We start from the raw sequence: 12,735 nt of genomic DNA, 5'->3' as shown, positions 1-12,735 counted from the left end.
CACCCTCGAGCCATCTCCGCCTCCCTCAGAAGTGCAGCGACGCCTGCGGGACGAGCAGGAGCGCCCCGGTAGAGGGGTCGCGCTGGAGCGACCGCGCGAGATCGAGCTGGATGACGAGGCGGCACCGTCCGGCGTCGACCTCGTCCGCGTCGAACGTGAAGGAGAGCGGGGCGGCGCACACGTCCAGCTCGCCGGACAGGGCCCCGCCGGCCACGCGCGCCGACTCGATCGCGAGGGTGGCCGTGACCGGGCCCGACGCCGGGAGCGGCACGTCCCCGACCCGGAAGCCGTCGCCTGCTGCGAGATCGAACGCGGCGGCGGGCGCCCCCGCCGCGCGGACGCCCACGCGGAACGACGCCACGAGCCCCGTGTGCGCCGCGGCGATCCACAGCGAGGCCGCGCCGCCGCAGCGCGCGGCCACCGCCGGCGGCTCGAGCGGGGGGATGCCGCCGCCCGACGGAGCGCCGCCCCCACCCGGAGCGCCATCCCCAGCGGGGGATCCTGGCGCGGGCGCCGCGCCCCGATCCTGCCCCGTCCCACACGCCGCCAGCAGCGCGGCGATCGCCGCACCCCACGCCCTCGACCTCATCGCAGCCCCCACCCGCGACGCGCCGGTGCATCGCCCCTGGGTGAAGGTCGCCATCCGGGAACCCGGGCGCCAACGTCACGCGCGGGGGGCACTCCATCACGCAGGCGACCGGGCTCGTCGTCCCTAGGGACCTGGAGGCCTTCGGGCCCTACGCCCCCACCCGCTGCACGCCCCTCGCCGCGCTCTGCCCCGGCGCGCGACGTGCGCGCTGGCGGTGCGCCTCGAGCACCTTCCCGAGGTACTGCCCGGTGTAGCTCTCCTTCACCCCGGCGACCTCCTCGGGCGTGCCCTCGGCGATGACGAGGCCGCCGTCGGCGCCGCCCTCGGGGCCGATGTCGATGATCCAGTCGGCGCACTTGATGACGTCGAGGTTGTGCTCGATGACGACCACCGTGTTGCCGGCGTCGACCAGCCGGTCCAGAACGGCGAGGAGCTTCTTCACGTCCTCGAAGTGGAGGCCGGTGGTGGGCTCGTCGAGGATGTAGAGCGTCTTGCCCGTGCCGACGCGGGCGAGCTCGCGCGAGAGCTTGATCCGCTGCGCCTCGCCGCCGGAGAGGGTGGGGGAGGGCTGGCCGAGCTTGAGGTAGCCGAGGCCGACGTCCTCGAGCGTGGTGAGGATGCGCGCGATCTCGCGGTGGTGCTCGAAGAGCGACTTCGCCTCGGTGATGGAGAGATCGAGCACCTCGGCGATGTTCTTGCCCTTGAAGGTGACCCGGAGGGTCGCCTCGTTGAAGCGCTTGCCGCCGCACACCTCGCACGGCACGAGCACGTCGGCGAGGAAGTGCATCTCGACGAGCTTCATGCCGTCGCCCTGGCACGCCTCGCAGCGTCCGCCCTTCACGTTGAAGCTGAAGCGGCCGGGCTGGTACCCGAACGCGCGCGCCTCGGGCGTCTGCGCGAACACCTCGCGGATGGCGTCGAACACCTTCGTGTAGGTCGCCGGGTTCGAGCGCGGGGTGCGGCCGATGGGCTGCTGGTTGATGTCGATGACCTTGTCGATGCGCTCCCAGCCGGTCAGCGCCTGGTGCTTCCCCGGGACCTCGCGCGTGCCGTACAGGTGGCGCATCAGCGCGGGGCGGAGGACCGCGTTCACGAGCGTGGACTTGCCCGCGCCGGAGACGCCCGTGACCGCGGTGAAGCGGCCGAGCGGGAACGAGGCGGTGAGGTCCTTCAGGTTGTTCTCGGTGGCCCCCGAGATGGTGATCGCGCCCTTGTCCTCGCTGCGGCGCCGCGCGGGGACGTAGATCTCCTTGCGCCCGGAGAGGTACGCGCCGGTGAGCGAGTCGGGATCGCGCTTCACCTCCGCCGGCGTCCCCGCGCTCACGATCTCGCCGCCGTGCGCGCCAGCGCCCGGGCCGAAGTCCACGAGCCAGTCCGCCTCCTCCATCGTCTCCTCGTCGTGCTCGACGACGATGACGGAGTTGCCGACGTCGCGGAGCCGCTTGAGGGTCGCGAGGAGCTTGCCGTTGTCGCGCTGGTGCAGCCCGATCGACGGCTCGTCGAGGATGTAGATGACGCCGGTGAGCTCGGAGCCCATCTGCGAGGCGAGGCGGATGCGCTGGCTCTCGCCGCCCGAGAGCGACGGGCCGGGGCGGTCGAGCGTGAGGTAGCTGAGGCCCACGTCCAGCAGGAACTTGAGCCGGTTCTTGATCTCCTTCAGGAGCTCGTCGGCGATCTTCGCCTCGCTCCCCTTGAGATCGAGCGAGCCGAGCCACGCGTGCGCGTCCTGGATCGTGAGCCGGGAGAGATCGACGATGCCCTTGCCGCGGATGCGCACCGCGCGGCTCTCGGGCTTGAGCCGCTCGCCGCCGCAGGTGTGGCAGGGCTTGTCCGAGAAGTAGCGCATGTAGTGGCGGCGCATCGCCTCGGAGCCCGTCGCCTTGAGCCGGCGGTAGAGCTGGTTCACGACGCCCTCGAACTCGATGCGCCAGGAGCGCCCGCCGTTCGACGCACCCTCGGTGCCGTAGAGGATGACGTCGCGGTGGACCTTCGGCAGCTTCGCCCAGGGCAGGTCGAGGTCGATCTTGAGCGAGCGCGCGAGGTGCTCGACGAACTCGAAGGTCCAGCCTTCGCCGCGCTCCATGCCGCTCGCCCAGGGCTCGACCGCGCCCTGGCGGATCGTGAGCGAGGGGTCGGGGATGATGAGGTCCGCGTCCATCTCGGCCCGCGTCCCGAGCCCCTGGCAGTCGGGGCACGAGCCGAGCGGCGAGTTGAACGAGAAGTTCTGCGGCGCGAGCTCGCCGAAGCTGAGCCCGCAGGCGTGGCAGGCGTTGAGCTCGGAGAAGAAGCGATCGTGCTTCTTGTACTCCTCGGGATCCCCCGCCCCGACCCGCTGCTCCTTGTCGGCGTCGGCGACGACGAGGGTGCCCTTCCCCTCGCGGAGCGCGGTCTCGATCGAGTCGGTGAGGCGGGAGCGGATCCCCTCCTTCACCACCAGGCGATCCACCACGAGCTCGATGTCGTGCTTCAGCTTCTTGTCGAGGACGAGCCGGTCGGTGAGCTGGTGGATCATCCCGTCGACGCGCACGCGCGCGAAGCCGCGCTTGGCGAGGTCGGCGAGGAGGTCCCTGTACTCGCCCTTGCGGTTCTGGACGAGCGGGGCGAGCACGAGGATGCGGGCGCCCTCCGGGTACTGGACGATCGCCTCGACGATCTGCTGGGCCGTCTGCTTGCCGACCGGCCGGCCGCACGAGGGGCAGTGCTGGAGGCCGATCGAGGCGTACAGCACGCGCAGGTAGTCGTGGACCTCGGTGATGGTCCCGACCGTGGAGCGCGGGTTGTTCGAGGCCGCCTTCTGCTCGATGGAGATCGTGGGCGAGAGCCCGCGGATGGTGTCGTACTTGGGCTTCTCCATCTGCCCGAGGAACTGGCGCGCGTACGACGAGAGGGACTCGACGTAGCGGCGCTGCCCCTCGGCGTAGAGGGTGTCGAACGCGAGCGAGGACTTCCCGGACCCGGAGACGCCGGTGAACACCACCAGCTTCTTCTTCGGGATCTCGAGAGCGACCGACTTGAGGTTGTGCTCGCGCGCGCCCTTGACTGAGATGAATTCGGGCTCGCTCATGTGGCGCGTTGTCTAACGGAACGTGGCTCTTTTGGCCAGCCGCGATGTCCCCCGGCGAGGCGTCGTGGACCCGACCCGGCGACACGGCCGGAGCGGCGGACGGGCGCCGCCTTCCCCCGCCGGGACGATGGTGATAGACGCGGATTCCCGTGAGTTCCGCTCCCCCGCAGCCCTCGCGCTCGCCCGGCGCCGCGCCCCTCGCGCCCGCCACGGCCGGGCCTGCGACCGGGCCCACGGCCGGTGCGCTCTACCCCGTGCGTCCGGGCGAGCGGGCGATGGCCCGGGCGCGGCTGCTCCTCTTCGGCGCGGGGGTCTTCTTCGGGCTGTCCGCCGTGCTCGCGCGCGTCGCGACGCAGGCGGGGATGAACGGCGGGCAGGTCACCTTCGCCCGCTTCGTCCTCGGGATGGCGTTCGTCGGCGGGATCTTCGTCGCGCGTCCGGGCACGTTCCGCCCGCGCCGCAAGGCGCTGCTCGTCTCGCGCGGCTTCTTCGGCGGCATCGCCGCGCTCCTCTACTTCCTCTCCATCGAGCGGATCCCCGCGGGCGAGGCGACCCTCCTCAACAACACCTTCCCGATCTGGGCGGTGCTCCTCTCGCTCTTCGTCCTGAACGAGCGCCCGACCATCCACCTCGGCGTCGGCCTTGCGCTCGCGAGCGCGGGCGTGTTCCTCGTCCTCGGCGGCGGCGGGGTGAGCCTCGGGCTCGGGGTGGGCGAGATCCTGGGCATCGTCTCGGCGGTGTGCGGCGGCGCGGCGGTGACCTCCATCCGCGCGCTCCGGACGACGGACAACGCACCGACCATCTTCTTCGCGTTCGCCGTCGGAGGCGCCGCGGCCTCGCTGCCGTACGCGTTCGCGCCGTGGCCGAGCGCGCCGCTCGCCTGGCTCGCCCTGGCGGGCGTGGGCGTCGTGGCGTTCCTCGCGCAGCTCTTCATGACCGAGGCGTACGGCGCGCTCTCCGTGCCTGAGGCGGCGCTCTGGCAGCAGCTCACGCCCATCGCGAGCTACCTCTGGGCGCTCACCATCGGCGAGCGGATCGGCGGCTGGACGCTCGTGGGCGTGCTGCTCGGGGTGGCCGGGATCGTCTACGGGTCCGTGCTCGGCCACCGGCCTCGCGAGGCGCGCTCGCCGGAGGCGGCGCTCGCCGCCGGGCTCCCCGCGGAGGAGCCATGAGCGAGGGGGGCGGGCGGCGGCCGGGGGCCCCCGCCTCGCCCTCCCGCGGCGCCGGCACGAAGTTCCGCGCGCGCCTGCTCCTCCTCGGCTCCGCCGCCTCGTTCGGGCTCATGGCCGTCCTCGCGCGACTGCTCTCCACGCGCGGGGAGACGTTCAGCGCAGGGCAGCTCACCGTCGTGCGGTTCGTGGTCGGCGCGGCGGTGTCGCTCGTGGCGTTCCGCGTCCGGCCCGGGCTCTACCGGCCGCACAACCGGCGGCTCCTGTGGACGCGCGGCGTGTCGGGCGGCATCGTCGTCGTCCTCTACTTCCTCGCCCTCCAGCGCATCCCCGCGGGCGAGGCGGGGATGCTCTACAACCTCTTCCCGGTCATCGCGACGGTGCTCTCGATCCGCACGTTCGGGGAGCGGCCGACGATCCACCTCCTCCTCGCGCTCCTCCTCGCCACCTTCGGGGTCGCCCTCGTGCTCGGGAACGGCTCCCTCCGGCTCGGGCTCGGCGCCGGCGAGGCGCTCGCCGTCGGGGCGGCGGTGTTCGCCGCGCTCTCCGCGGTGGTCATCCGCGCCATGCGCGCGACCGACAACGCCGCGACGATCTTCTTCTACTTCTCCCTGGGCGGGCTCCCCGTCGCGCTCCCCTTCGCGCTCGGGCCGTGGCCCACCGCGCCGGGGCCGTGGGTCATCGCCGTCGTGATGGGGCTCGCCGCGTACTCCGCGCAGGTGCTCATGACGGAGGCCTACGGCGCGCTCAGCGTCGGGGAGGCGGCCGTCTGGCTCCAGCTCACGCCCCTCGCGCAGTACCTGCTCGCGGCGGTGCTGCTCGGGGAGCGGGTGTCCGCGGCGGGCGGCCTCGGCATGCTCGTCGGCGTCGCCGGCGTGGCGTATGGCACGGTGCTCGGACACCGGCCGCGCAGCGCGGTGCCGCCGCCGCGTCCGGGCGCTCCGCGCTGAGCGCCCGCCATCGCCGGGCCACTTCAGGGCCCTCCCGGCGACGCGGCGCGGCATGGGCAGCCCGAAGCGCGCCGCCCCGCCCGGGTCCGGCGGTCGGACGGTGAACCCGGGTACAACGGGGGACCACCCGCCACGACACGGAGAGTCACGATGAAGAAGCTCGCCGCCGCCGCCCTCGCGCTCGCCGTCGCGCTCCCCGCCCACGCGAAGAAGGTCGCCGGCGTGGACTTCCCCGAGACCATCGAGGTCGCGGGGAAGGCGCTCAAGCTGAACGGCGCCGGGCTGCGCAAGAAGTTCATCATCAAGGTCTACGCGGGGGGGCTCTACCTCACCGAGCCCTCGCGCGACGCGGACGCCGTCATCGCCGCCGACGCTCCGAAGCGCGTCCGCATGGTGTTCCTGCGCGACGTGACGAAGAGCCAGATCATGGACGCGTACCGCGACGGCTTCCGCGCCAACTCGGGCGGCCCGAACCTCGACGCGCTCCTCCAGCAGCTGAAGACGATCGAGCCGGCGATCCCGAACATGCGCGAGGGCGGGGAGATGTTCGTGACCTACGTCCCCGGCCAGGGGACGATCGTCGGGGCGGCGGGCGGGAAGCCCGTGACCGTTCCGGGCAAGGACTTCGCCGACGCGATGTTCCGCAACTGGCTCGGGCGCGAGCCCGCCGACGGAGATCTGAAGAAGAGCATGCTCGGCCGGTAGCGGCTGCCGCTCGCGGCGGGCGCGGCCCTCCTGCGCCCTGGCGGGGCCGGGCGGGCTCCGGTATGCGAAGGCGCATGCCCGGGCTCGATCCGTTCACCGAGGACCACCAGGCCTTCCGGCGCACCGTCCGCGAGTTCTGCGAGCGCGAGCTCGCGCCGCACGCGCGCGCCTGGGACGCGGCCGCCGAGTTCCCGCGCGCCCTCTTCCGCACCTTCGGGGAGCTGGGCTTCTTCGGGATCCGCCACCCGCCGGAGTGGGGCGGGACCGGGCTCGACTGGTGGTACGTCGTCGCGTACGCCGAGGAGCTCGTCCGCTGCCGCAACGCCGGGCTCGCCATGGCCATGCTGGTCCACGGCGAGATGGCCATCCCGGTGATCGCCGATCTCGGGACGGACGAGCAGAAGCGCGAGTTCCTCGCGCCCGCGATCCGCGGCGAGCGCATCGCGGCGCTCGCGATCTCCGAGCCGGACGCGGGCTCCGACGTCGCGGCCCTCCGGACGACCGCGCGGCGCGACGGCGACGACCTCGTCGTGAACGGCGCCAAGACGTGGATCACGAACGGCGCGCGGGCGGACTTCCTCACGCTGGCGGTCCGCACCGGCGGGCCGGGCCACGAGGGCCTGTCGCTCCTCCTCTTCCCGACCGACACGCCCGGGTTCCAGGTCTCGCGCACGCTCGAGAAGGTGGGGAACCCGTCCTCCGACACCGCGCTCCTCTTCTTCGAGGACTGCCGGGTCCCGGCGCGCTGGCTGCTCGGCGAGGAGAACCAGGGCTTCTACCACGTGATGGCGAACTTCCAGGGTGAGCGGCTCGTCGCCGCGGTGCAGGCGGTGGCCGGGATGCAGCTCATGGTGGAGGACGCGCTGCGCTACGCCGGCGAGCGCAGCGCCTTCGGCCGCCCGCTCGCGCGCATGCAGGTGTGGCGGCACAAGCTCGCCGAGCACCTCACGGCCATCGAGGCGGCGCGCTGGCTCACCTACCGCGCCTGCGATCTCCTCCAGCGCGGCGAGCCGGCGGTGAAGGAGATCTCCATGGCGAAGCTCTTCGCCTGCGACCTCGCCCAGCGCGTCGCCTACGACTGCATGCAGCTCCACGGCGGCATGGGGTACGTGCTCGAGACCGACGTCGCGCGCGCCTGGCGCGACGTCCGCGTGATGACCATCGCCGGCGGCACCTCCGAGATCATGAAGGAGATCATCTCCCGCGCCGCCGGGATGTAGCGCGGCGAGGAGGCAACGCCATGGCCGACGCCCTCGTGGTCCTCGTCACCGCGCCGTCCGCCGAGAAGGCCGCGGAGCTCGCGCGCGCCCTCGTCGAGGAGCGGCTCGCCGCCTGCGGCAACGTCGTCCCGGCCATCCGCTCGATCTACCGCTGGGAGGGGAAGGTGGAGGACGAGGTCGAGGCGCTCCTCGTGCTCAAGACCACGCGCGGACGCTTCGAGGCGCTGCGGGAGCGCGTGCTCGCCCTGCACCCCTACGACGTACCGGAGGTGCTCGCGCTGCCCGTGGAGGCGGGGAGCGCGCCGTACCTTGCCTGGCTCGCCGGGGCGACGCGCGAGACGTGAGCGAGGCCGCCGGGGGAGGCCACGCCCCTCACTTCTTCCGGAAGAGCGCCTCGAGCGCGTCCCGCGGATTCTCCTCCGCCGGCGCCGGGGCCTCTCCGAACAGCGCCCCGAGCTGATCGCGCGCGGCCCGCGAGCTCTTGCGGCGGCGCGAGGCGCCGTCGCCGAGCTGGAACAGGTCGCAGGCGTTCGAGGCGATCTTGTCGATGATGTGCTCGGCGTGGGGCTCGCGGCACTCGTGCGCGGAGCCCTCGTCGTAGTGGCGGCAGTCGATGCAGCAGTGGAGGTCGGCGTCGCACTCGGGGCAGGTGGTCCGACGTCCCACCGGGCCGTCGATCCGGAGCGTCGCCCCGCACGCGTGGCAGCTCGTCGGCATGCGGTTATCATAAGCCCCCGGGGGGGACGGGCGCATCGATGCAGAAGCCCATCCCGTATGGCCGCTACGTCCTGCTCGATCGCATCGCGATCGGCGGCATGGCCGAGGTGTACGTGGCGCTCCGGCGCGACGACGCCTCCGCGCGGCTGTACGCCCTGAAGCGCATCCTCCCGACGCTCGCGGAGGACGGCGAGTTCATCCAGATGTTCCTCGACGAGGCGCGGCTCGTCGTCCAGCTGGACCACCCCGGCGTCGTGCCCATCCACGAGCTCGGGAAGCACGGCGAGGGGTACTACATCGCGATGGAGTACGTGCCCGGGCGCGACCTTCGCGCGCTCGTGCAGCGCACCCGGGCGCGAGGCGGGCTGCCCGTGCCCCTCGCGGCCTACCTCGGCTGGCGCGTGGCGGACGCCCTCGATCACGCCCACCGCAAGCGCGACGCGCGCGGCACGCCGCTCCAGATCGTCCACCGGGACGTGTCGCCCGCGAACGTGCTGCTCGGCTTCGACGGCTCGGTGCGGGTCATCGACTTCGGCATCGCCCAGGCGGCGCTCCGGACGCGCCGCGACGCCGCCCTCCGCGGCAAGTTCGGCTACATGAGCCCGGAGATGGCCTCGGGCGGGCCGGTCGACCGGCGCTCCGACGTCTTCGCCCTCGGGGTCGTCCTGCACGAGCTCCTCACCGGCGCGCGGCTCTTCACCGGCCCCTCGGAGCTCGCGGTCCTCGAGAAGGTCCGCCGCGCGGAGGTGCCGGCGCCCTCGCGGGTGAACCCGGCCGTGCCGCGGGGGCTCGACGCCGTCGTGCTCCGGGCCCTGGCGCGCGATCCGGCGGAGCGCTTCGGCTGGGCGAGCGAGCTCCGCGACGCGCTCGTGCCCTGGACGCACGCGGGCTCGCCCGCCGGCGATCCCCCCGCGCTGGCGCGCTTCATGGCGCTCGCCTTCCCCGACGAGCTCCGGCGTGAGCTCGACCGCGTCGAGGAGCTCCGCCGGACCGATCGCGCGCCCGCCGAGGAGGTCTCCCCGCCCGAGAAGACCCAGGTCATCGCGCTCAGGCTCGACGAGCTCCCCGCGTCCCCGGTGGTGGACGAGCCTGGCGCCCGGCCCGCGCGGCGGGGCAGGCGCGTCTCGCGCGCGGCCGCGGCGATCGGCGCCGCCGCGGGCCTCGCCTTCGCCGCCTCGCTCGTGCTCGCCGCGACCTCGCCCTCGCCGGCCCCCGCCGCGCAGGCGCTGCCCGCTCCGGCCCCCCCGCCGGCCGCCGCGGGCGCCTCCGCGGGTCCGGCCGCCTCCGGCGGCGCGGCGCGGCTCGTCGTGCAGCCGCGCGCCGCGGCCACGCTCGTCGTGGACGGCGAGGCGCGCCTCCCGCCGCTCGCCGCCGACGAGACCCGCGCCGTCGCGCTCGCGCCGGGCCGGCACCGGGTCGAGCTCCGGGCGAGGGACGGCCGGCGCGCGGCCGTGACGATCGAGGTCGGCGGCGGCGAGACCGCCGCGCTGCTCGGGATCGAGCTGCAGTAGCGCGGGCCGGGGTCCGCGGCGCCGCGGCGTCAGCCGCGCAGCGCGTCGAGCGCCGCCGCGAGGTCCTCGGGCGCCGGCGGGCTCTCGGCGAGGTCGGCGGAGAGCACCGCGACCGTCTCCACGTCGAGCCGGATCCGCTCCCAGTCCTCGGGCGGGACCGACAGGAACGCCTCGACGATCTTCGGGTCGAACTGCGTGCCCGTGCAGCGCGTGATCTCCTCGCGCGCGTGATCGAAGGGACGGGCCCGCCGGTACGGCCGGTCGCTCGTGATCGCGTCGAGCGTGTCCACCACGTGGAAGATGCGCGCCCCGACCACGATCTCCTCGCCGCGCAGGCCGGCGGGGTAGCCGGTGCCGTCCCACTTCTCCTGGTGCTGGAGGACGATGGAGGACGCGGGGCGCAGGTAGTCCACGCGCTGGAGGAGCGCCCAGCCGAGCTCGGGGTGGCGCTTCATCTCGGTCCACTCGTCGGTGGTGAGCGGGCCGGGCTTGAGGAGCACCCGGTCGCGCACGCCGATCTTGCCGATGTCGTGCAGGAGGGCGCCGTGCTCGACGACCGTGAGCTCCGGCTCCTCGAAGCCGAGCTGCCGCGCGAGCCGCCGCGCGAAGAGCGACACGCGCCGCGAGTGCCACTGGGTCTCGGCGTCGCGGTAGTCGAGGGCGGCGATGAGCCCCTCGAGCAGCGCCTGCGTGCGGGCCCGGACCATCTCCTCGAGCCGCGCGTTCATCTCGCGCAGCTGCCCGTTCTGGCGCTGCACCTCGGCGGTGAGCCGCTCGTTCTCGCGCTGGAGCCGCGCCGCCTCGGCCGCCTGCGTCACCGTCGCGATGAGCTCCGTCTGGTGCCAGGGCTTCGAGACGATCCGGTAGACCTCGCCCGAGTTCACCGCCTCGAGGGCGACGCGGAAGTCGTCCGCCGCGGTGCAGAGGATCCGGATCGCGGCCGGGTACCGCGCCCGCGCCTGGTTCAGGAAGGCGACGCCGTCCATCCCCGGCATCATGTAGTCGGAGATGATCACGACCGGGCGCTCCGACTCGAGCGCCTCGAGGGCGGCCTCGGGGGAGGCGTAGCAGCAGGGCGCGAAGCCCGAGCTCTCCAGGATGCGCGCGAGCGCCTTCAGGATGAGCTCGTCGTCGTCCACGACGAGCACGGGCTCGGGCGCGGGCGAGACGCCCGGGCCGGACACTACGAGGGCTGGAGGCGCGACGCGCGAGTCCATCGGGCGCGGATGATAGCGGCTCGCGGCGGGATTCGCATGGGGGACCGCGCCCGGCGACGGGTGGGCGGTCCCGGGAACGTCAGAAGCTCTGGAGGAACTCCTCGTTCGTCTCGAACTCGGAGAGCTTCTTGAGGAGCCGCTCCATCGCCTCGACCGGCTTCAGCGAGGCGAGGGCCCCGCGCAGGCGGCGGACCTTCTCGATCTCCTTCGGGGAGAAGAGCTTCTCCTCCTTGCGGGTGCCGGAGGCGCCGATGTCGATGGCCGGGAAGATGCGCCGCTCGGCGAGCTGCCGCGAGAGCACGACCTCCATGTTGCCCGTGCCCTTGAACTCCTCGAAGATCACCTCGTCCATGCGCGACCCGGTGTCGATGAGCGCGGTCGCGATGATGGTGAGCGACCCGCCCTCCTCGGCCTTGCGGGCCGATCCGAACAGCCGCTTGGGCCGCTCGAGCGCGCGCGAGTCGACGCCGCCGGTCAGCGTCCGGCCGGAGGACTCGACCTCCTTGTTGTAGGCGCGCGAGAGGCGGGTGATCGAGTCGAGCAGGATCACGACGTCCTTGCCGCCCTCCACGAGGCGCTTGGACCGCTCGAGGACCATCTCGGCGACGTGGATGTGCTCCTCCGTCGGCCGGTCGTTCGAGGAGCCGATCACCTCGCCCTTGATGTTCCGCTTCATGTCGGTGACCTCCTCGGGCCGCTCGTCCACGAGCAGGACCGTGAGGTGCACGTCCGGGCGGTTCGAGGTGATCGCCTGGGCGATCCGCTGCAGCATGATCGTCTTGCCGGCCTTGGGCGGCGAGGTGATGAGGCCGCGCGCGCCGAGGCCGATGGGGGAGACGAGGTCCAGGACGCGGCCGATCAGCTCGTCCGGGCGCGTCTCCATGACGAGCTTCTCGGTCGGATCGGTCGCGGTGAGGTTGTGGAAGTGGGTGCGCCGGGCGACCGCCATCGGGTCGGTGCCCTCGAGCTGGTCGATGCGCGTGAGCACCCGCTTCATGTTCCGCGTGGCGGCCTGGCCCTTCACGAGCAGCCCGCCCTGCAGGTGCATGCGGTCGATGAGCCAGCGCGGCACCTCGACGTCGAAGGGCTGCGGGAGGTAGCTGCGCTTCACGTCGCGCAGGTAGCCGTTCCCCTTGCCCTCGAACTCGAGGACGCCCTCGACCTCCTCGGTGGCCTCGGGCTGAGCCTGCCCGCCGGGCTGCGCCTGCGGCGCGGGGGCGGTCCCGTTCTGCGCGGGCGCCGCCGCCAGCGGCTGGCCGTTCGGCCCGACCGCCGGTCCACCCTGGCCCTGGGGGCCGCCACGACCTCGGCGACCACGCCGCCGCCGCCGCCGCCGTCCCCCCTGTCCGGGGGCTCCGCCCGGACCGCCGGGCTGCCCGCCGGCCTCGCCCTCATGGGCGGACGCGGTGGGCTGGGAGTTCTGAGGGGCCCCGCTCACGACCGGAGTCGGGGTCTGCTCGTTATCGCTCATGCTGTCGTCTGCTCCGGCAGCGGGGCGAAGGAATCGCCCTCGCGGCACGACCGTCATGCGTCCTGGATTGGCGCCGTTCGCGGCTCGTTGGCAGTCGGTGGGCCGCGAACCGCCGCCCCTGT

General features: G+C 73.4%; 11 protein-coding genes. 6 read left to right on the top strand and 5 right to left on the bottom strand.

Annotated features, from left to right (window positions below):
- Positions 1-25: 25 nt before the first annotated feature.
- Together MLV88_RS10475 and uvrA are read right to left on the bottom strand one after the other, a co-directional pair.
- Complete coding sequence (locus MLV88_RS10475) at positions 26-421, bottom strand: hypothetical protein (RefSeq protein WP_242338898.1); 396 nt, start codon at positions 419-421, stop codon at positions 26-28.
- A 316-nt stretch (positions 422-737) separates the two neighbouring features.
- Positions 738-3,653 (bottom strand): excinuclease ABC subunit UvrA, encoded by a 2,916-nt coding sequence (gene uvrA / locus MLV88_RS10470; RefSeq protein ID WP_243337406.1) that lies wholly within the window; start codon positions 3,651-3,653, stop codon positions 738-740.
- 149 nt (positions 3,654-3,802) lie between these two features.
- Here uvrA and MLV88_RS10465 point away from each other — a divergent pair, with 149 nt between their 5' ends.
- The 5 genes from MLV88_RS10465 to cutA all read left to right on the top strand — a co-directional run bounded on the left by MLV88_RS10465 (position 3,803) and on the right by cutA (position 8,041).
- Complete coding sequence (locus MLV88_RS10465; RefSeq protein ID WP_374112100.1) at positions 3,803-4,825, top strand: DMT family transporter; 1,023 nt, start codon at positions 3,803-3,805, stop codon at positions 4,823-4,825.
- On the top strand, positions 4,822-5,772 hold the full coding sequence (locus MLV88_RS10460) for a DMT family transporter (protein WP_243337404.1): 951 nt from the start codon (positions 4,822-4,824) through the stop codon (positions 5,770-5,772). Before MLV88_RS10465 ends, MLV88_RS10460 begins: the two co-directional genes overlap by 4 nt.
- Before the next feature lie 150 nt (positions 5,773-5,922).
- Positions 5,923-6,477, top strand: coding sequence for a chalcone isomerase family protein (locus MLV88_RS10455; RefSeq protein ID WP_242338889.1), 555 nt, complete (start codon positions 5,923-5,925; stop codon positions 6,475-6,477).
- A 74-nt stretch (positions 6,478-6,551) separates the two neighbouring features.
- Positions 6,552-7,697: an acyl-CoA dehydrogenase family protein gene (locus MLV88_RS10450; RefSeq protein ID WP_243337402.1), complete on the top strand. Its 1,146-nt coding sequence runs from the start codon at positions 6,552-6,554 to the stop codon at positions 7,695-7,697.
- Positions 7,698-7,717: 20 nt separating this feature from the next.
- Positions 7,718-8,041 (top strand): divalent-cation tolerance protein CutA, encoded by a 324-nt coding sequence (cutA, locus tag MLV88_RS10445; RefSeq protein ID WP_243337401.1) that lies wholly within the window; start codon positions 7,718-7,720, stop codon positions 8,039-8,041.
- A 28-nt stretch (positions 8,042-8,069) separates the two neighbouring features.
- Here cutA and MLV88_RS10440 read toward each other — a convergent pair whose 3' ends face one another.
- Entirely contained in the window at positions 8,070-8,414 is a 345-nt protein-coding gene (locus MLV88_RS10440; RefSeq protein ID WP_242338883.1) for a hypothetical protein, read from the bottom strand.
- 38 nt (positions 8,415-8,452) lie between these two features.
- Here MLV88_RS10440 and MLV88_RS10435 point away from each other — a divergent pair, with 38 nt between their 5' ends.
- Positions 8,453-9,925: a serine/threonine-protein kinase gene (locus MLV88_RS10435; protein ID WP_243337399.1), complete on the top strand. Its 1,473-nt coding sequence runs from the start codon at positions 8,453-8,455 to the stop codon at positions 9,923-9,925.
- A 29-nt stretch (positions 9,926-9,954) separates the two neighbouring features.
- Here the strand turns inward: MLV88_RS10435 and MLV88_RS10430 are convergent, their stop codons facing one another.
- Together MLV88_RS10430 and rho are read right to left on the bottom strand one after the other, a co-directional pair.
- The gene (locus MLV88_RS10430; protein WP_242336089.1) at positions 9,955-11,142 is read right to left on the bottom strand and encodes an HD domain-containing phosphohydrolase; all 1,188 of its coding nucleotides are present in this window, start codon (positions 11,140-11,142) and stop codon (positions 9,955-9,957) included.
- Between the two features lie 79 nt (positions 11,143-11,221).
- Complete coding sequence (rho, locus tag MLV88_RS10425) at positions 11,222-12,613, bottom strand: transcription termination factor Rho (RefSeq protein ID WP_242336086.1); 1,392 nt, start codon at positions 12,611-12,613, stop codon at positions 11,222-11,224.
- Between the last annotated feature and the right edge of the window lie 122 nt (positions 12,614-12,735).

The sequence above is a fragment of the Anaeromyxobacter soli genome (assembly GCF_022808855.1).
Taxonomy (GTDB): Bacteria; Myxococcota; Myxococcia; order Myxococcales; family Anaeromyxobacteraceae; genus Anaeromyxobacter; species Anaeromyxobacter soli.
This window is presented reverse-complemented; position numbering and strand designations above follow the sequence as displayed.